This window comes from Nocardiopsis sp. CNR-923, from assembly GCF_001942255.1.
GTDB lineage: Bacteria > Actinomycetota > Actinomycetes > Streptosporangiales > Streptosporangiaceae > Nocardiopsis.
The window spans coordinates 18622-37819 of record NZ_MKKC01000095.1; the positions used below are offsets into that span (position 1 = coordinate 18622).

17 protein-coding genes are annotated in these 19198 nt (G+C 70.2%); all 17 read left to right on the forward strand.

The features are described 5' to 3' along the window. Positions 1-2 precede the first annotated feature (2 nt). The 17 genes from BJF83_RS16450 (at position 3) to BJF83_RS30605 (ending at position 18872) form a co-directional block, all read left to right on the forward strand. Positions 3-968: a PrgI family protein gene (locus tag BJF83_RS16450; protein WP_075926985.1), complete on the forward strand. Its 966-nt coding sequence runs from the start codon at positions 3-5 to the stop codon at positions 966-968. Continuing rightward, on the forward strand, positions 968-2875 hold the full coding sequence (locus tag BJF83_RS16455) for a VirB4 family type IV secretion system protein (RefSeq protein ID WP_143831926.1): 1908 nt from the start codon (positions 968-970) through the stop codon (positions 2873-2875). Before BJF83_RS16450 ends, BJF83_RS16455 begins: the two co-directional genes overlap by 1 nt. After that, a complete protein-coding gene (locus BJF83_RS16460) occupies positions 2875-5226 on the forward strand; it encodes a type IV secretory system conjugative DNA transfer family protein (RefSeq protein ID WP_143831929.1) in 2352 nt (783 codons plus the stop codon). Before BJF83_RS16455 ends, BJF83_RS16460 begins: the two co-directional genes overlap by 1 nt. Beyond that, positions 5219-6064 (forward strand): replication-relaxation family protein, encoded by an 846-nt coding sequence (locus tag BJF83_RS16465; protein ID WP_075926986.1) that lies wholly within the window; start codon positions 5219-5221, stop codon positions 6062-6064. The genes BJF83_RS16460 and BJF83_RS16465 overlap by 8 nt, the downstream gene beginning before the upstream one ends. Beyond that, positions 6061-7128, forward strand: a complete 1068-nt coding sequence (locus BJF83_RS16470; RefSeq protein ID WP_075926987.1) for a C40 family peptidase — start codon at positions 6061-6063, stop codon at positions 7126-7128. Before BJF83_RS16465 ends, BJF83_RS16470 begins: the two co-directional genes overlap by 4 nt. Before the next feature lie 1319 nt (positions 7129-8447). Continuing rightward, a complete protein-coding gene (locus tag BJF83_RS16475) occupies positions 8448-8963 on the forward strand; it encodes a hypothetical protein (protein ID WP_075926988.1) in 516 nt (171 codons plus the stop codon). Next, positions 8957-9796, forward strand: a complete 840-nt coding sequence (locus BJF83_RS26145; protein ID WP_083678564.1) for a hypothetical protein — start codon at positions 8957-8959, stop codon at positions 9794-9796. The genes BJF83_RS16475 and BJF83_RS26145 overlap by 7 nt, the downstream gene beginning before the upstream one ends. A 208-nt stretch (positions 9797-10004) precedes the next feature. Then, positions 10005-10565, forward strand: coding sequence for an SAF domain-containing protein (locus BJF83_RS16485; protein WP_158070384.1), 561 nt, complete (start codon positions 10005-10007; stop codon positions 10563-10565). Positions 10566-10863: 298 nt separating this feature from the next. Further along, positions 10864-11502 carry a hypothetical protein gene (locus tag BJF83_RS16490; protein WP_075926989.1) on the forward strand — a complete coding sequence of 213 codons (639 nt, stop codon included), beginning with the start codon at positions 10864-10866 and terminating at the stop codon, positions 11500-11502. Between the two features lie 56 nt (positions 11503-11558). Further along, on the forward strand, positions 11559-12815 hold the full coding sequence (locus BJF83_RS16495; protein ID WP_262391614.1) for a CpaF family protein: 1257 nt from the start codon (positions 11559-11561) through the stop codon (positions 12813-12815). Beyond that, positions 12815-13561 carry a type II secretion system F family protein gene (locus BJF83_RS16500; protein WP_262391615.1) on the forward strand — a complete coding sequence of 249 codons (747 nt, stop codon included), beginning with the start codon at positions 12815-12817 and terminating at the stop codon, positions 13559-13561. Before BJF83_RS16495 ends, BJF83_RS16500 begins: the two co-directional genes overlap by 1 nt. Then, positions 13525-13716, forward strand: coding sequence for a hypothetical protein (locus BJF83_RS29405; protein ID WP_262391616.1), 192 nt, complete (start codon positions 13525-13527; stop codon positions 13714-13716). Before BJF83_RS16500 ends, BJF83_RS29405 begins: the two co-directional genes overlap by 37 nt. Beyond that, positions 13713-14588 carry a type II secretion system F family protein gene (locus BJF83_RS26870; RefSeq protein ID WP_075926991.1) on the forward strand — a complete coding sequence of 292 codons (876 nt, stop codon included), beginning with the start codon at positions 13713-13715 and terminating at the stop codon, positions 14586-14588. The genes BJF83_RS29405 and BJF83_RS26870 overlap by 4 nt, the downstream gene beginning before the upstream one ends. Before the next feature lie 219 nt (positions 14589-14807). Next, entirely contained in the window at positions 14808-15212 is a 405-nt protein-coding gene (locus BJF83_RS16510; protein ID WP_075926992.1) for a TadE/TadG family type IV pilus assembly protein, read from the forward strand. A gap of 61 nt (positions 15213-15273) precedes the next feature. Beyond that, positions 15274-15651 (forward strand): hypothetical protein, encoded by a 378-nt coding sequence (locus BJF83_RS16515; RefSeq protein WP_075926993.1) that lies wholly within the window; start codon positions 15274-15276, stop codon positions 15649-15651. Between the two features lie 53 nt (positions 15652-15704). Further along, positions 15705-16070, forward strand: coding sequence for a pilus assembly protein TadG-related protein (locus BJF83_RS16520; protein WP_075926994.1), 366 nt, complete (start codon positions 15705-15707; stop codon positions 16068-16070). Positions 16071-16136: 66 nt separating this feature from the next. After that, positions 16137-18872: an OmpA family protein gene (locus BJF83_RS30605; protein WP_083678566.1), complete on the forward strand. Its 2736-nt coding sequence runs from the start codon at positions 16137-16139 to the stop codon at positions 18870-18872. Positions 18873-19198: the final 326 nt, after the last annotated feature.

The window sequence follows — 19198 nt, forward strand, 5'->3', positions numbered from 1 at the left end:
GTGTGGCTTCTGAGGAGCCGTCGTCGTGGCAGGGGCGTATCCCCGCCGACATCGACCGGGGCGAGCCTGTCCTGTTCAACCTGACCGCCCGCCAGTGCCTGATCATCGCCCCCGTCCTGGCGGGGGCATGGGGTGCCTACCTGCTCCTGCGCGAGACCGTGCCGCTGTGGGCCTTCGCTTTGGCGTTGGCCCCGGTTCTGGGGGTGGCCATCGCCGTCGCCCTGGGCGAACGGGACGGTCGGGGCCTGGAACGCCTCGCGGCCAGCGCGCTGGCCTGGGCACGAGCCCCCAAACATCTGGTGGGCGCACCGTCGGGGGAGATCCCCGACCTGGCCTGGTGGGCTCCGCGCCGTCGTCGAAGTCCTCGTGTGGAACCGCTCCGGCTCCCCGCATCGGCGATCAGCCCCGCAGGGGTGGTCGATCTGGGTGGGCGGTGCGCGGTGTTGATCTCCTGCACCACTCTGCCGTTCCAGCTCGCCTCGGGGCGTGAGCAGGACCAGACCCTGGCCGCCTTCGCCGGAGCGTTGGACGCCTTGTCGGAGCCGGTGCAGGTCCTCGTCCAACGGCGTCGGGCCGATCTGTCGGGGTTCACCGCGATGGTCCGCGACAACGTGCGTCACCTTCCGCATCCGGCGCTGGTTGAGGCCGCGGTGGCGCACGCCGACTTCCTGGACCACCTGGCCCGCACGCACGAGTTGTCGCACCAGCAGGTGGTGGTCGTGGTCACCGCCACCGGGCCCGCCCGCCGGGCGGGGGCGGCTCTGCGACGCACCGCTCAGGACACCGCTGATCGGCTCGCGACCCTTGGCATCCGCACCCACGTCCTGGCGGGGGTCGAGGCGGAGCAGGTTGTGCGCCAGGCGCTGGCCTCCCCAACTACCGGCTTCACCGACCACGACGGCGGTCGAGGCCCAGACATCGACGACCACGAGGAACACGCACGCACAGGAGAGGGAGGAAATCGTTGATGGGGATTCACAAGCCCTGGACACACACCGGGTCAGCGGCGTTGGGAGGGCCCGCCATCGGAGTGGGGGCACGCTACCTTCGGGTCGAGGGCGGGGTGTGCCAGACCCTGGTGGTGGTCGGGTTTCCGCGCCAGGTGAGCGCGGGGTGGGCCGAACCTTTGCTCACCTACCCGGGGCAGCTCGACATCGCCTTCCACCTGGTTCCGGTCCCGGCTATGACGGCTGCGTCCCGGTTGCGGAAGCGGCGGGCGCGGTTGGAGTCGGCGCACCGCACCAGCGCCGCGCAGGGGCGGGTGGAGGACCCTTACCAGGTGACGGCAGCAGCGGATGCGGCCGAGATCGCCGACCGCATCGCGACCGGACAGGGCAGGTTGTTCCGGGTGGCGGTGTACGTCACGGTGCACGCCCCCACCGTGGAGGTGTTGGAGGCCGAACTCGGTCAGGTGCACGCGTTGTGCGCGTCCTTGTTGGTGGACGCGGTCCCGGCGACGTTCCGGCCCTTGCAGGGGTGGATCTCGACCCTCCCGCTCGGCACCGACCTTCTGGGGATGGGCCGGTCGATGGACACCGACGCCGTCGCGACCTTGTTGCCGTTCACCTCGCCGGAGTTGGTCGCGGACCTGGGCGAGACGACGGTGGTTTACGGCACCAACACCCACAGCAACGGGGTGGTGGCCTGGGACCGGTTCTGCGGAGGGCTGGACAACCACAACAGCGTGATCCTCGCCCGCTCCGGGGCCGGCAAGTCCTACCTGGCCAAGCTCGAGGTCCTGCGGTCGCTGTTCGTCGGCGTCGACATCGCGGTTATCGACCCCGAAGGTGAATACCTTCGTTTGGCCGACGCCGTGGGTGGGACGGTCATCGAGTTGGGCGCACCGGAAGGGCGACTCAACCCCTTCGCTCTCCCGCCCGCGGACACCGACGCGCAGGGGTTCACGAACCGGGCGCTGTTCCTGCACACCCTGATCACCGCGATGGTCGGCGAACTCTCCCCGGTGGAGAAGAGCGTGCTGGATCGGGCGATCATCGCCGCCTACGCCGAGGTCGGGATCACCCGGGACCCGACCACCTGGACCAGGCCCGCGCCGGTGCTCGCGGACCTGTCCGCGGCGCTGGAGGACCTGGCCACCGATCCCGGGGCGGCGGAGGAACTGGGACAGGCCGCTGGGCGGTTGGCGGATCGGTTGGATCCCTTCGTCCACGGATCCCACGCCACCCTGTTCAACGGGCCTTCCACTGGCCGGGTGGTCGGGCATCTGACCGTGGTCTCGCTCAGGGAGTTGCCCGACCAGGTCCGGGCGGTGGGGGTGTTGTTGGCGTTGGACGCGATCTGGCGACACATCACCGGAGGTGGCCCGACGCGGCCTCGGATGGTGGTCGTGGACGAGGCGTGGCTGCTGCTCCAGGATCCGGCCGCGGCCCGCTACCTGGCCCGGCTGGCCAAGGCCGGACGCAAGCACTGGGCGGGGCTGACCCTGATCACCCAGGACGTGGGGGACGTGCTCGGCACCGAGCTGGGGCGAGTGGTGGTCGCCAACGCCGCCACCCAGATCCTGTTGAAGCAGGCGCCGCAGAACCTCGACCAGGTGAGTGAGACCTTCCATCTGTCGGCGGGGGAGTCCCACCTGGTCGCCACGGCTGCGCGGGGCAGCGCGTTGTTGGTGGCCGGGCACCAGCGGGTGGGGTTCCACCCCATCGCCTCACCGGCCGAGCACCGGCTGATCACCTCCGACCCCGCAGAACTGGCTGCCATCACGGCACAGGAGCGGGAGGAGCCTCAACACCTCACGGGGGTTGGGCGCGGCATGCCTACCGCCATGAGGGCTGAGGTGCGGGAGGAGAACGAGCACCAGGACGCCCACCCCGGCACCGGGGCGGGCGAGTTCGAGGACGGGGCGGTGGCGTGATGGTCGACTTCCTGCTGGGCGGTGGGTTCTTCCTCCTCCTGGGCGCGATCCCCACATGTGGCGTGTTGGTGTGCGCGGCGGTGTTGGGGGTGCGGTGGGCCCGCCACCGCTACCTGACTCAGGGGGCGCGGATGGTGGAGATCCTGCCCCCGCCCCAAGCCACGATGGACAACGCCACGGAGTTTTGGAACCACACCATGGGGCTGCTCAAGCCCCGCTGGTCCCGGTGGCTGATCCAGCCCCACCTCGCGCTGGAGGTCGTGGCCTCCGCCGCTGGGGTGCGGTTCCAGGTGTGGGTGCCCGGGATCGTCCCACCGGGCGCGGTCGAGCGGGCGATCAGCTCGGCCTGGCCCGGTGCCACCACCTCCACCCGCACCTGCCACCCGGAAGAGTCCCCGCTCCCGGAGGGGGTCTACACCACGGGGGGTCACCTGAGGTTGGGGCGGGCCGAGGTGTTCCCGCTGCGGACGAAGTTCACCACTGATCCGGCCCGCCCGCTGCTGGGCGCGTTGGAGGACCTGGCCGAGGGCGAACACGCCCTGGTCAGGGTGACCGCGCGCCCGGCGACGGGCTGGCGTCTGGCCCGTGCCCGGCAGGCGGCGGCCCGCCTGCACGGCCACCCCGGGTTGGCGACCACGCTGCTGGACGCCGTAGACCCCACTACGCACGGCAGCACCCACGCCCGACCCGCGATGTTGCCGGGGACGGGGGATGACGTGCGGGCGATCCTGACCAAGGCCTCCTCGCCCAGGTTGGCGTGCGATGTCGCCTACATCCTCACCACCACCCACACCGGCGAAGCGGCACGGGAGCGTCTGCGTGGGCGAGCCCATGGGGTGGCGTCGGCGTTCGCCGCGTTCACCTCGGGGACCAACCATCTGGACCGCCGGTTCATGCTCAAACCCACCTGGTGGTCGGCCAACCGGTTCCTGGGCTACGGGTTCCTGCTCACCACCGCTGAGCTGGCCGGGGTGGCGCACCTGCCCACCGACACCACCGTCCCCGGCCTGGTCCGCGCCGGGGCGCGGCCGGCCGCACCCTCGCCCGTGGTGCCGCGCGGCGGCGAGAACGCGAGGGTGATCGGCGACGCCGACGCGGGGATCCACCGTCCGGTGGCGGTGGGGGTGGCCGAGTCGCGCCAGCACACGCACATCCTCGGCAAGACCGGGTCGGGCAAGTCGACCCTGTTGGCGAACATGGTGCTGCAGGACGCCGAGGCGGGCCGGGCCGGGCTGGTGATCGACCCGCGCGGGGACCTGGTCACCGACATCCTGGCCCGCCTGCCCGAACACGCCGTCGACCGGGTGGTGCTGTTCGACCCCGACGACAAGGCGCTGCCGCCCCGGTTGAACCTGTTGCAGGGCGGGGATCCGGACTTCGTCTCGGACACGGTGGTGGGGATCTTCCGCCGTATCTACGACCAGTACTGGGGGCCCAGGACCGATGACATCCTGCGCGCCGCCACACTCACCCTGACCCGTGCTCAGGACCCCGCTTTGACCCTGGGGCACATCCCGCGCCTGCTCGCCGACGACACCCTGCGCGGGGAGGTGATGGGCAAGGTCACCGCCCGCACCGGGGACGACGAGGCCCTGAAGGACTTCTGGAGCTGGTACGGGGCGCTGACCGAGTCCGCCCGGTCGGCGGTGACGGGGCCAGTGCTCAACAAACTCCGCACCGCGCTGTTGCGCCGGTGGGTGCGCCACGTGGTGGCGTCGGGGCCGTCGACGATCGACCTGCCGTCGCTGTTCGACTCCGGGCACCTGGTGCTGTTGCGGTTGCCGAAGGGCCGTCTGGGCGAGGACACCAGTTCGCTGATCGGGTCGTTCGCGCTGGCGGCCACCTGGCAGGCGGTGACCGCCCGCATCTACACCCCTGAACACCGGCGTCAGGACCTGTGCGCGTACGCGGACGAGTGCCAGAACTTCCTGAACCTGCCCGGAAGCCTGGAGGACATGCTGGCCGAGGCCCGCGGCTACCGGCTCGGGCTGACCCTGGCCCACCAGGAGTTGGGCCAGCTCCCCGCGGACCTGCGCAAGGCGGTGTCAGCGAACGCGCGCACGAAGGTGTACTTCACCGCCTCCCCCGACGACGCGGTCAGCCTGTGCCAGCACACGCTGCCGGTGTTGGGCGCCTACGACCTGACGAATCTGGGCGCGTACCAGGCGGCGGTGCGCCCGTTGGTGGGGGCCAAGGAACAGGGGGCGGCCACGGTGCGCACCCGCCCACTCCCACCCGCGATCCCGGGTCGGGCGACCCAGGTCCGCGAAGCCGCACGACTCCACGGGGCGGGCGCGGAAGGCAGTGCCGCGTCCCCGAACAAGGCTGGTGAGGAGCTGTCGGATGACTGAACGCGGCTATACGCCGGTGTCGTTGATGACCCGGCTGACCGAGCGTGACATGGCGATCGTGTGCGACGTCTACGACCACCAGGCGCTCACCACCCATCAGATCGCCCGGGTGCACTTTCCCGAAGCGGACCCGCGTCGGGCCCGGCGGCGCCTTCTGGCCCTGTACCGCTACGGCGTGCTGGACCGGTTCCGCAGGCACACGCCGAAGGGCAAGCTTCCCGACTACTGGGTCCTGGCTGCGACCGGTGCGCAATTGTTGGCGCACCATCGCGGCGTCGAACCCCCCGAACTGGGGGTTCACCCGGACCAGGCGGAACGGCTGGGGTACTCCAGTCAATTGGGGCACATCCAAGGGCTCGCTGAGAGCTTCGTGCGTTTCGTCGAGGCCGGTGATGGTCAGGGAGAGCTGGTGTGCTGGTACGGCGAGCGTGAGTGCGCACGCCGGTGGGGGTCGCACATCCGCCCGGACGGCTACCTGCGGTGGCGTCAGGAGGAGAGTGTCCTGCGCGCCTTCTTCGAGTACGACACCGGGACCGAGTCCTTGGCCAAGGTCCGCCGCAAGATGGTGGGGTATGCGAACCTGGCACGCTACAGGGACAGGCCTTCGATCGTGTTGTTCGCGGTCCACTCCGAGAAACGCGCCCAGCACCTGGAGACGAAGCTGGCCAAAGACGTCTCCGACTCGGTCGGGGCGTATGTGACCACCCATTCCCGGCTCACCGAACAGGGGCCGGAGCAGCGGGTGTGGAGGGTCGTGGGTGCTACCGGCTCCCCCCACGAGCTGAGGTTGGTGGACATCGCCCACCGCCACCCCCTCCCCGAGCAGGCGCAGGGGTGATCCGACTGGCGGTGGGTGCGGCGGGGGCGGTCTTCCTGGTGGTGCCGGTGTTCATCGGCGCGCTGTCCGATGACGGCAACCGAGCCGCTCCCGCCCTCCACCAGGTGGAGGGGATCCCCGGCACGATGCTGCGCGCCTACGCCCAAGCGGCCGGGCTACTGGAGGTGGAGTATCCGGGGTGTAAGGGGATGACCTGGCCGGTCCTGGCCGGGATCGGGAAGGTCGAATCCGATCACGCGGCCGGACACGAAATCTCCCCAGGAGGGCGGGTGCACCCACCGATCACCGGCCCCCGTCTCGACGGGTCGGGGGCCGGGGGCAACACGACACCGCACACCGACAGCGACGGCGGGGTGTGGGACGGGGACGCAGGGTTCGACCGGGCGGTGGGGCCGATGCAGTTCCTTCCGTCCACGTGGGCGTTGCATGGCCTGGACGCGACCGGTGACGGTGTCGCTGACCCGCACAACGCCTTCGACGCGGCGTGGAGTGCGGCGGTGTACCTGTGCGTCAGCGACCCGCACGCGCAGGTCGTGGACTTCGGTGATCAGGACGATCTCGACGCGGCGCTGGGGCGCTACAACCATTCGGCGTCCTACGTGAGGGAGGTGAGGGGGCACATCGACGTCTACGCCGAGCTGGCCGCCCACGCGGCCCCAGCGCTCGGTTCGGGGGTGGAAGCCACCAGTGCGCAGGGCCGGGCTGCGGTGGAGTGGGCTCTGGGCCAGGTCGGCAAACCGTACCTGTGGGGTGGGACGGGTCCGGGGGCGTTCGACTGCTCGGGGCTGGTGATGCGGGCCTGGGAGGCGGCCGGGGTGCGCCTTCCACGGGTGACCACCGACCAGGTCAACACCGGAACGCGCCTGGCGCTCGACCAGGTGCGGCCGGGGGACCTGCTGTTCTACGACACCGGAGCGCCCGGGGGTTCCCCGTCGCACGTGACGATGTACGTCGGTGACGGGCGGATGGTCAACGCCCCAGGAACCGGGCGGAGTATCCGGGTGGAGCCGGTGGGCGGTGAGTACTACCGTGCCCGGTTTGTAGCGGCCGTCCGCCCGGGCTGAGGGCCGCCCAGCGTCACCGTGGGCGCGGACCACCCCCTGCGCGGGGTTGTCCGCGCCCATGCCGTGTTGGGGGCGTGTCGGGACGGCTGAGCCCCTCGCACGGCGGCGTGCCCGTGTGCCCATCTTTTTCGGGTGCCATGACTTTTCTGAACCGAGCGGGTTGAAACTTCTCGCGAGTATGGGGAAATATCGAACCCGCTGGTCAGCCCGGGTGAATGCGACCAATCCCAATTAGCCGGTTTTATTCGTATGTCTGAAATGGGGTCATTTGCCATGTCTGTATCCGGCTTGGGAAACACCCGCCTCGACCTGCCCTCGACGGGAGGCGACACCGGATAGCGCAGATCGCTTCGTGTCGGGTGGGGTGAGGAAGCGCAGCTTCGAAGGGGCGGCCGACCTCGAGGCCAAGGACACCCGCTCCGCCCAGGACGCGAGAGCGTCGAGAAGACAACACAGAAAAGAAGCCGCCTCGACGGTGATTAGGGCACCGTCCGAGGCGTGATCCCCCACCTGGAATCAGCAGGAGGAAGATCTATGAGCCATGGTACGGGTCGCACCGCAGGCGCCGACAGGGATGGGCCAGCCGAGCGCGGCGGGCCCTGGGAGCGGTACTCGAGGCGATCGTCAGGAAGAAGCCCGCACCACCACCGCCGCGCCCAACCTCGCCGACCAACATGACGCCCTCGCCCTCGCGGCCGGAACCCGCGAGCCCACCCACTCCATCTTCGGGCCGTGAGCCGGAGTGGGTCGGGCGCTACGAGCGGGCGCGGCGCACGCACGCGGATCGGGCATGGGACCTCTTCACGAGGGGCGAGATGGAAACCTCGGCCGACACCGTGGTGGAGTTGCCGGAGTTCGGGTGGTGTGTGGACGACGGCGGGGTGCGGGCGGTGCGCCCCTACCTGGTCGCGCACGAACAACGCCAACGCGCCCAGCGGCGACGAACATCTCCCCAGGGTTCTTTTCAGCGGCCGTCCACGACTCAGGCGTGTGACCAAGGTACTGATTCGGGAACTCCTGGCGAGTGGGACGAATTGGCCGGGTTGATTCGCCAATGGCACACGCAACGCACGCCCGTGGCGTGACGAACGGCCGGTGATTCGGGTCTGTCTCCTCGTTGGGGGCAGGCCCTTTCGCGTGCCTCGGTTTCGCGTTTGTGCAGGTAGAGCGTGCGACATTGGGTCGCGGTGGTTCTCTTCACATTTTTGGTCACGGTGAGTATCCGGAAACTGGTTGTGATGTGACTCTGGGTGTGGCTAGTGTCACTCATCGAAAGCGCGGTGTTGGGGCCGTGCCCGGTGAGGATTCGGCGGTGAGGGATGCGCGTGCCTGTGACGGGTTGGGCGGCGGTATCGGTGGCGGTGGTGTTGGTGGGGTGCGCGGCCCAGGAGAGCGACCCCAGCGGTGACCCGACACCCACGCCCCCGACCCTCACAGCACCGGCCAGCCCGTCGCCGATGGTCGAGGAGGCGGCGCTGGACGCTTACCGGGGCATGTGGGCGGTGGTGGTCGAGGGCTCCCACGAAGGCGCGGTCGGCCACCCGGACCTGGACGAGTACACCTCGGGACAGGCCCTCGAACTCACCACGGCGATGTTGCACGGCGCGGTGGCCACAGGGGAACCAGAGATGGCTCCCGATGTGGTCGACAGCGACCTCACCGAATCTCCGGCCACCGTGACCGTGGAGGACTGCATTGATGACTCGGCGTGGTCGGTCGAGGTCGAGAACGGGGGGACGGAGGGAGGCCCGAGGTTGGTGACAGCCACCGTCGTCGCCGACAACGGCCGGTGGCGCGTGGACGACCTCTGGTTGGAGGACTACGGGTCATGCTGACCACGATGCCTGTACGGCGCAGGGGAACGCTCGTCCTGGGGATCGCGGTCGCGATCTTCCTGTTCCCGGCGAGGGCCGAGGCCGACGACAGCGGCTTCATCACAAGTACCGATTGCACGGGCGGTTCATGCCAGGTCACGGCCCACGCACCCAGCCGTGGCCCGGTGGTCCCCGACACCCCTGCAGCAGCAGGGGGAAGCAGTGATGAGGACGGGGAGAGCGGCCCCAGCTGTGTGACGCCCGATATGGAGTTCGCGCAGTCAGGGAAGGAGGGCCCGATGGAGGTGCCGTTGGGCGTGGCCCGGTGCGAAGGGGTCATCGCGCCCGCAGCCTCGCCGGAGTTCGATCCGGGCGCGTTGGCGGAGCAGGCGCGGGCGATGATGCGGCTCCCTGAGCCCGACATCGGTACCGCCCCGCCCTTGGGCAAGCCCCGGTTCGTGAACCTGCCCTCGTGGATGTGGGTGGATGCCGCTGACTGGGAGCCGGTCAGTGCGACCGCGTCGGTCAGTGCCGGGTCGGTGACGGTGGTCGCCTCTCCGCGGCGGGTGGTGTGGGACACCGGGGACGGTCACGAGGTGGTGTGCGAGGTGTCGGGCACGGTGTTCTCCCCGCGGGTGTACCGGGAGGAGGGGTCTCCGGACTGCGGTCACACCTACACCGCCCTGCCTCCGGGTGGGGCGGGGGCGACGGTGGATCTGGTCGCGGTGTGGGAGTGGGCGGTGTCCTGGTCGGCCACGGACGGGCGGGGCGGGGAGCTGGCGGACTTGACCACCGTGTCAACGGTGGCGGTGCCGGTGAGTGAGATCCACGCGGTGGTCACTGACATCCGCTGAGAACACGGGGCCAGAGCGGCAAGAAGACGGTGTGTGGATGGAAGGGGGAGGGATGGTCGCGCTCGCGAATCCCAAACAAAACGATCGGAAAAATGAAGAAGGCCAGGAGGCCGGTGGGCGGGGGTGGGAGTCGGTGCGTCTGGCGGCTGTTTCGCGTCGCCGGTGGAAGTGGGCTCTGCTCGCGGCTGGGTTGATCGGTGCGGGAGGTATGGCCGGGGCGTGGGCCGGGTGGGTGTTGGATGACGCGCGTCCGGTCGCGGTGCTGGCGGCCGATCTCCCGGCCGGGCATGTGCTCACCGCGTCCGATGTCAGGCCGGTCGAGATGGGCGAGGTCGAGGGGGTGCGGATGCTGTCCCCGCAACAGGTCCAGGGGCAGGTGTTGACCCGGCCGACACTCGCGGGGTCCCCGTTGGTGGCTGGTTCGGTCGGGGACCGGGTGGTGTGGCCGGATCTGGGGCGGGCGGTGGTGGCGGTGCCCGTGTCCACGGTGCCGCACGGCCTGGAGGCGGGGGCGACCGTGGACGTGGTCACCCCCACCGGCGGCGACGGCGATGCGGATGCTTCGCTGGGTGCGGTCACGGGGTCGGTGCACCGGGTCCTACCCACCGAGGACACGCTCGGGACAGGGGAGCGGGTCGTGGAGGTGGTGATGTCCCGTGACCAGGCCACCTATGTCTCCCGTGCGGTCGCTGATGGGCCAGCGCAGCTGCTGGTCCTGAACCCGCACGAGGACGTGCGGGCGGCCACGGTGGTGGGAGGTGGGGAATGATCGTCGCGGTGTGCTCCCTGGGCGGGGCTGTGGGGGTGACGAGTCTGGCGACCGCTGTGGCGGCGTCCTGGCCCTCGTCCCCGGTGACGGTTCCGGTGTTGGTGGAGGCCGATGCCTCCGGTGGGGATCTGGCGGCCTGGCACGGCATCGACCTCCATCACACGGACAAGGGGTTGGTGTCGTTGGCCGCGGCCTCCCGCACACCAGCACCAGCACCAGCACCAGCGCCGGTGCCGGTGTCCGCTGACGCCTGGGCGGAGGCGGGAGCGAGAACGCCTCCTCAGCCAGCACTCCCCTGTTGACCCATGCGGTCGAGCTGCCGGGCGGGCTGCGGCTGGTGCCCGCTCCGGTCGACCCGTTGGAGGCGGGGCGGGCGGTGGACATGCTGGCCCACAACCCCGCCCTACTGCGGACCGGGCGGGTGGTTGTGGTGGATCTGGGGCGGGCGGTGCCGGGGTCCGCGGGAGTGACCCTGGTCCGTCACGCCGATGTCGTCGTGGTCCTCACCGATCCGGGCGATGTGGGGCACGCGGCCCGGCTGCGGGCGTGCGCCCCGATCCTGGCCTCGCTGAAGGAGGGCGGGACACGGGTCGGTCTGGCCGTCACCGGCCCATGCCCGTACTCCGACGGTGAGGTGTCGAAGGTGGCGTCGGGTTTGCCGGTGTGGGCGCGGATCCCGCACGACCCGACCGGGGCGGGGCTGGTTCGGGGCGAGCATCGGCCACCGACCCGGTTGCGGGACCGACTGGCGGCCTGGTGGTCCGAGCGTCGTGATCCCGACAGTTTGGAGTGGGTGCCGTTGGTCAGGGCCGCCAGGTCCCTGGCGGAGCTGTGCGACGACTTCTCCGGCCTCGGCCTGCCCCACGACGAACAGGAAGAACAGAGCCCCGGCACACCCGGGGAACAGCGTGACTCGAGGGTGGTGAACATAGCGTGACGGCGACGAACGACATCCCGCGTCTCCCGACGCCTCGGGAAGTAGGGCCGGAGGAGGTGTCCCTTCGGGCTACCGCGGTGACGCTCGCCGGCCGGGTCACTGAACAGCTCATCACCACCCCCGGAGAGGCGGCGGATGCCGACCACGTTGGCCAGCTCGTGAACAGGTTGCTGGAGGAGCGGGCACGCACCGCCCTCATCCAGGGGACAGCAGGGCTGGCACCGGCCGATGAGGTGCGGCTGCGCCAGTTGGTCCTGGACCATGTTCTGGGGTTGGGCCCGTTGGAGGAGCTGCTCGCCGAACCGGACGTGGAGAACATCCACGTCATCGGCAACGATCCGGTGATCGTGGACTTCGGCGGGGGACGCCGCCAGCGCCGCCCGGCGGTGGTAGGCACTGATGCCGATCTCGTCGCCTTGGTGCAGCGGGCCGCCGCCCGCGCCCCGGGTGGGGAGCGCCGCTTTGACACGGCCGCCCCGCTGTTGTCCATGGAGCTGGAGGACGGGTCGCGGTTGTCGGCGGTGATGCCCGGGATCGCGGCCCGCCCGAGTGTGACGATCCGCCGCCACCCCTCCCGGCACCTGCGGTTGAAGGATCTGGTCCGGTCGGGGATGGTCGACCAGGCCGTACGTGACCTGCTGGTCGTGGCGGTCCGGGCCCGGGCGAACATGGTCATCTCCGGGGCCACGAACGCGGGCAAGACCACCCTGCTCCGTGCCCTGTTGGGCACGGTGGACGGCGAGCGGGTGATCACCATCGAGGACTCGTTGGAGCTGGGGCTGCACCGCCACCTGCCCGACGCGGACGTGGTCGCCCTGCAGGGGCGGCCCCCGAATGTCGAGGGTGTGGGTGAGGTGACGTTGGCCGAGTTGGTGCGGGCGGCGTTGCGGATGTGCCCGGACCGGGTGATCGTCGGGGAGACCCGGGGCCCGGAGACCCTGGCGTTGCTGAACGCCATGAGCATGGGGACGGACGGGTCGATGTCCACCCTCCACGCCTCGTCCAGCCAGCAGGTGTTCGCGAAGCTGGCTGCTTATTGCGCCCAAGCGCCCGAACGCCTCACCGCTTCGGCGACGGCGTCGCTGGTGGGGACGGCGGTGCATCTGGTGGTGCATATCGACACCGCGCCCACGGGGGAGCGGGTGGTCACGAGTGTGCGCGAGGTCGTGGGTTCGGAGGGCGAGCAGGTCATCTCGAACGAGCTGTATGTCCGTGCGGTCGAAGAGCCCGCCGGAACCGTGGTCTGCGCTCCGAGTGGGCTGGTCGGCCAGCGGCTGGTTCGGGCCGGGTACACGGGGCGGGGGTGGGCGTGATGCCAGTCTGGGACTGGAGTATCGGAGGGCTCGCCTTCGCCGGAGCCGTGCTGGGGGCCGGGGTCGTGTGTGCCGCCTACGCGCTGAGCCTCGTCCCTTGGCGTGCTGTCCCCGTCACGTCTCGCTTCCGCCGGTTGACGACACTTCTGTCTCAGCGCCAGTTGTGGATACGTGCGGCGGGCGGCGCAGCGGCAGGGGTTCTGGTGGGTGTGGTGACGGGGTGGCCGGTGGGGGTGGTGCTCGCCGCGGTGGCCGGGTGGTGGATGCCCGCCCTGCTCGGCCCTGACACCACGACCCGGAGCGAAGCCGACCTCGCTGAGGCACTCGCCTCCTGGGCGGAACAGCTGCGCGACATGATCACCGGTGCCTCCGGGTTGCACCAGGCCGTCACCGCCACCGTTCCGGTGGCCCCGGACCTGGTCCGTGACCAGGTCCAGGAGTTGGAGGCCCGGCTGCGCGCCGGGCAGTCGATGGAGCAGGCCGCCGGGGTGTTCGCCCGGCAGGTCGACTCCGACCTGGGGGATCTGATCGCGATCACCCTGACCATGGGCGCTGTCGGCAGAGTGGGGACGTGGCCGGAGCCCTGTCACGGTTGGCGGAGGCGGCCCGGGATCGGGCCACGACGGTGGGCCGGGTGTCGGCGTCGCGGGCCAGGGTGCGTTCCTCGGTGCGCATCATCGCTGCCGCCACCACCCTCATGCTGGTGGGGATGGCCGCGTTCAACCCCACCTTCCTCCAACCGCTGAGCACATTCACCGGCCAGCTCGTGCTCGGACTGACCGGAGGACTGTGGGCGGCCTCGTTCTTCTGGATGGCCCGGCTCGCCGCACCACCGACGACGCCACGACCCTTCCGCCCCGCCCCCGTGGAAACCGTCACGATGGGAGGTGCTGTGCGATGAGTGTTCTCATCCTGGGTGCGGCCGGAGGTCTTGCGGGAGCTGGGGCGTGCGCCGCCGCCTACGCGCTGCGTCGCCCTTCGCTGGTGGAGCGCCTCACACCCCGCCCCGTCCCGCAGTCCCGTCCCGCTGCCGAGGGTGGGTGGGCGCAGCGTGCGGGCCACCGCACGGGCTACCTGCTGGCCCGCGTCGGCGTCCCGGGCCCAATCCTGTCCCGGACGCTCGCGGTGTCGGGTGCGTCGGTGCAGGCGTATCGGGCGGAGAAGGCCGCCGCCACCGGTGTCGGGCTCGTGCTCGGGACGGTCCTGCTCCTCGCGGGCAGCGCGGCCCTGCCGGTGCCCGCGATGGCCTGGCTGCTCGCCGTGCTGGTCGCGGCGGGGTGCTTCCTGGGTCCGGACCTGGCCGCGCACCACGCGGCCAGTCAGCACCGCGCGGAACTCCGGGCGGCCACCTCGGCGTTGGCGGACCTGGTCGTCATGGGGTTGGCGGCGGGCGCCGGAACGACGGGCGCGGTGACCACCGCTCTGGAGCGCGGGCACGGCCGTGCCCCGGAGCGGCTCCGCCAAGCGGTGCACGTCGCGAGCCTGCGGCATCAGCCGCCGTGGGAGGGGCTTGACGTGGTGGCTGAGGAGACCGGGGTGCGCGAGCTCGGTGAGCTGGCCGCCTCGTTGCGGTTGGGCGGGGCATCGGGGGCGCGCACCCGCGCGTCGTTGACGGCGAAGGCGACGTCGTTGCGGGCGCGTCGTCTGGCCGAGGCTGAGGCCGCCGCGCACGCGGCCACCGAACGCATGACGCTCCCGACGATGGGCCTGGTGGCCGGGTTTCTGGTGCTGATCAGTTATGTCGCCCTCACCCACGTGATGGCCGGGTTCTAGACAGGGAGGGTTCTGGATGAACGGGCTTCTTCGGCGTGCCCATGGGTGTGTACGCACATGGCTCACACCGTCACGAGATGTCACTTCGGATGTGGGGTCGGCGACGACGGACTGGATCTTGATCATCATGGTGTCGATCACCATCGCCACCGTCGTCGGAGGCATCCTCGTCACCGAGTTCACCACGGCGGCCGAGTCCATCGACCTGGGCGTGACCCGATGACCAGGACGCACCAGCGACGAGGAGACAAGTGCCGCGAACGTCAGGATGACCGGGGGAGCGCGGAGCCGTTGTTCATCCTGCCGATCGTGTTCGTCATGGTGCTCGCGGTGGCGCAGGTGGGGGTGTGGGCGCACGCCCAGCACCGAGCCCAGGCGATCGCTTCCCAGACCCTGGCCGCGGCCCGGTCCTTCGACGGCTCCACCGCGTTGGCTCGCGAGCGGGCTGAGCACGCCCAGACGCAGCTGGGCGGCGGGATGCTCCGCCGGGTGGAGGTCGAGGTCGACCGCACCGTTCAGGCCGCGCGGGTGCGGGTGCGAGGCCAGGTGGTGAGCCTGCTACCGGGGGTGGACCTGCCTGTTGCGTCGGAGATGTCCGGCCCGGTCGAGCGCCTCACGCCATGAGCGCTCCCACCCGATACGCGCCGCGCGGCTCGGCCGCCGGGAGGATTCGGGGAGCGCCTCGGTGGAGCTGGTGCTGCTCGTCCCGGTCCTGGTCGTGGTGTTGGCGCTGGTGGTGATGGCCGGACGCCAGGTCGCGGCCGCCCTGATCACCCAGGACGCGGCCTCGGCAGCCGCACGCGCCGCCTCGCTGCAACGCGACACCGCCTCCGCCCGCGCCCAGGCACGGGTGACCGCACGGCGGGAGCTGGCCGATCGGGGCGTGGCCTGCAGCCCCTTCGCCGCCACTGTGGACGTTCCCCGGTTCGAGACAGCTGAGCAGGTTCGAGTGGAGGTGGCGTGCACGGTCACCGTCATCGACCTGGGCGGTTTCGGCGGGCAGCGCACCCTGCAGGCCGCTGCTTCCTCACCGATCGACCCCTACCGAGGACGGACACCATGACTCGAGCAACCAGGCGCCGATCATGCCGCCGTGGGGATGAGGGGCAGGCGTCGGTGTTCCTGATCTTGCTTGTCCCGGTCGTGATGATCGTGTTCGCGCTGGTGTGGGAGGCGGGCCAGATGCTGGTGGCCAAGGCGGAGTTGTTGTCGGTGGCGCATTCGGCGGCCAGGGCCGGGGCCCACCAGTTGGACGGCGCGGCGAGCCTTACCGGGGGGAGCCCGGTCCTGGACGCCGACAGGGCCAGCCAAGCAGTCCTCGACCACCTGAATTCTCAAGGTTTGGGCGGCCAGGTGGTCGTCGAGGACCACCGGGTGGTCGTTCTCGCCCGCAGCACCTACACCCCCGACCTGTTGCCGATCGGGGCCCGGGAGATCGCAGCCGAGGCCGCCGCTGCGGCGCTCCAACCCCCGCTGAGGTAGCGGTCTCGTGCCGCATGCTCCGGCGCACGCTCACAGCAGTTCTGACCGACAGGAAGAGGGAGAGGTATGCCGCGAAGTGCGTGGTCCGTGGCGGGCGAGGTCCTGGTCACGGTGGTGTTGTTGGTGGGGCCGCCGTGGTTGGCGACCCGGTTGGAGTGGCCGCTGGGCCCGGACACCACCTGGGTGTGGTTCCTCCAGTACCTGCGGTCAGGGAGCATCCCGGACGAGGTCGTGCTCGCGTTCTTCGTCGTGTTCCTGTGGGGGGTGTGGGCGGCCCATCTGGTGGTCGTCGCTTGGGACATCATCGCCGCGGTGCGTGGGCTGGTGCCTCGGGTGGGGTTGGTACGGCTGGTGTGGGTGCTGGTGGCCGGGGGCGCGACCGCGACCTCTGCCCAGACCACGGCTGTGGCGGCGCACACGACGGACGCGGTGGCCCCAGCGCCGACCGTGACCGACACGCCTCCCACCCAGGAGACCCCAGTGGCGGAGGGGGAGCAGGAGAGGCCGCAGGACGTCTTCGACCGCACCAGCATCCTGGCGGGGTTCGCCTTCGACTCGGCCGACCTCACCCCTGAGATGGCCGAGTCCTTGGAGCCGACCATCGGCATGATCGCTGACTTCGGACACCCCGGAGAACCGGTCGTGGTGACCGGGCACACCGACCCGATCGGCGACCCCTTCTACAACCAGGGCCTGTCGGAGCGCCGTGCCCAGGCGGTCGCAGACCACCTGGCCGACCAGCTGGACGCCGACGTCGAGATCCAGGTGGTCGGAAAGGGGGCCGCCCAGCCCCCGTCACATCCTCGTGCCTCGTATGGGGAGTACCGGCGGGTGGAGATCTCCTACACCGTCCAACGCCCCACCCCCGCCCCGGCTGCGGTGCCCGAGCGGTCAGCGGGCTCCGAGGCCGAGACCCCCTCCGAGACCGGGATGCCTTCGGAGTCTTTGTCCGAGGTAGCCCCCGCCCCGGAGCGGGTGGGATCGGGTGCGGCCACCGCGGCCGAGGAGAACACCGTGCTTGACCTGGCGGGGGTCGGAGTCGTGTCCGGTGCCGTCGGTGCGGGTGTGGGGTACGCGGTCGGACGGCGCCGGGCATCGGCGACGCGCCGCAAGCCTGGTACTCGTTGTGGGGTGCCGACAGGTCCCGAGCACCTCTCGGCGGACCCTGGCGCCGACGACGACGCGTCGGGTCAGGACGACCTGGTGCGCCACGACGCTGAAGGGCTCGCCCGTGGCGTCGTCGCCGACGACGGCTACCTGCTCATTACCGACAAGCTTCGGGTAAACAGCGCCAGTGGTGTGGCGTTGGTCGGGGCCCACGCCGCGCGCGTGCTCGCGGCCCTGGTCGCGGACCACATCCCAGGGCCGGTTATCGCCACTCGCGCGGTCGCCGCGGCCCTCGCGGAGGAGGGGACACCACTGGGGGGTGTGCAGGTGGTCTCCGATCTGGCCCAGGTACGGGTCGCGGTGGAGACGGAGCTACTGGCTCGAGCACGACACCAGGACGAACACGGCGACGAGATGAGCGCGCTGCCAGCTCCTCTGCCGCCTGTCGTGGTGGCGGTGGGAACGGGTGACCTCGACGCGGGGCCGGGGCTGCCAGCGGGGCTCACCGCCACTTGCGGGGTGATGCTGTGCGTGCTCGGCCAGGCCGAGGACGTCGCGGTCACGGTGGACTGCGACGACAACCAGCAGGTGCGGGTCCGAACCCGTCAGGGGGAGGTGAGGCGCCCGGGCCGACTGCGGTTGTGGAGCCCGCCCCAGGGCGGGGAGGAGCCCGAAGGCACCCCGACCGACACTGCGCAACCTCCATCGGCCTCGGATAACACCAGCGAAACGGTGGAGGACGGGCCCAACAAGGGCGAGGAGGACCAGCCCGAGTTCCCTGAATCCTCCGGACAGGGACCGCAGGAGGCTAGCGACGATCACGAGCCCTGCCCCGGTACGAGCCACGAGCATGACCACGACCATGATTCCGACACCGATCCGGGCAAGCACGAGACGTATGAGGCGGAGGGGGAACAGCCTTCGAGCCTCGCGAACTCTGGACACGGTGGGCAGGCCAGGGTAGGGGTGCGGTTGTTCGTGCCTCAGGTGGTGTGCGAGGTCAACGGCCACGATGTTCTCCAGGGGACGCGCACCAGCACCTACACCCTGCTCGCCGCCTTGGCGCTCGGCCCCGCAGAGGGCGTCTCCCACCAGGAGGTGACACAGGTCCTCGCGCCGGGGGTACCGGAGTCGCAGGCGCGCCGTTTCCGGGCCAACGCGGTCACGGCCTTGCGTAAGGCAGTGCGAGACGCGCTGGAATTGGGGAATGAAGTCCCGATCGTGGAGAACGAGAAAGGCCGGTACCGCCTCCAGTGGGAGTACTTCGACATCGACGTCCGCCAGTTCTACGGCCTCTATGCTGAGGCCAGAAAAGCGGGCCGGTCCCAGTTGGAGTCAGTCTTGAGGAAGATGGTGGGACTGTACCGATCTGATCTTCTCGAGGATGTTCAGGATGAATGGTTCGCTGAACGCCGGTGGGAACTCCAGGAGATAGCCGCTGATGTGTACGTGCGGTTGCTGGACTTCGTCGATGACGGAGAAGAACGCATACGCCTAATTGACTCTGCTTTGCGGGTGGACCGTTCGAATGAAATCCTGCATCAGGAGAAAATGAGGCACTACGCCTCACGAGGGCGGAAGGACGCGGTTCACCGTTGTTTCCAGGGATTGAAGGATGAACTCCACCGCTCCGGGAGCGAGCCCGGTCCGGAATCGTTCGCTCTCTTCGAAAGCCTCGTTCGACAGTGCCCTTGAGTCAGGCTCGGTGAGGGGCGGGCCTCTGGGCGGATGTGGGTTCGCGCCGTGGGGTCCGTGTTGGACACGTGGGCCGAACGGGGGCCTGTGACTCCGCCTGTGACTGGGCAACTCCGGGGGCCTGTGACTCCGCCTGTGACTGGGCCGCTTTGAACGGCCCGCGCAGGCGGCGTTATCAGTGCAGGTCACGGCCGGTCTGGGTGGGCCGATGGAAACCCAGACTTATACCCAGTGAGGTGATCCCAGCGACTTTGAAACGGGATGAAAGCCGTCAACCGGACCATGCGGGAGATATGACCGTTCAGCAGACATAGACGTGGAGCCCC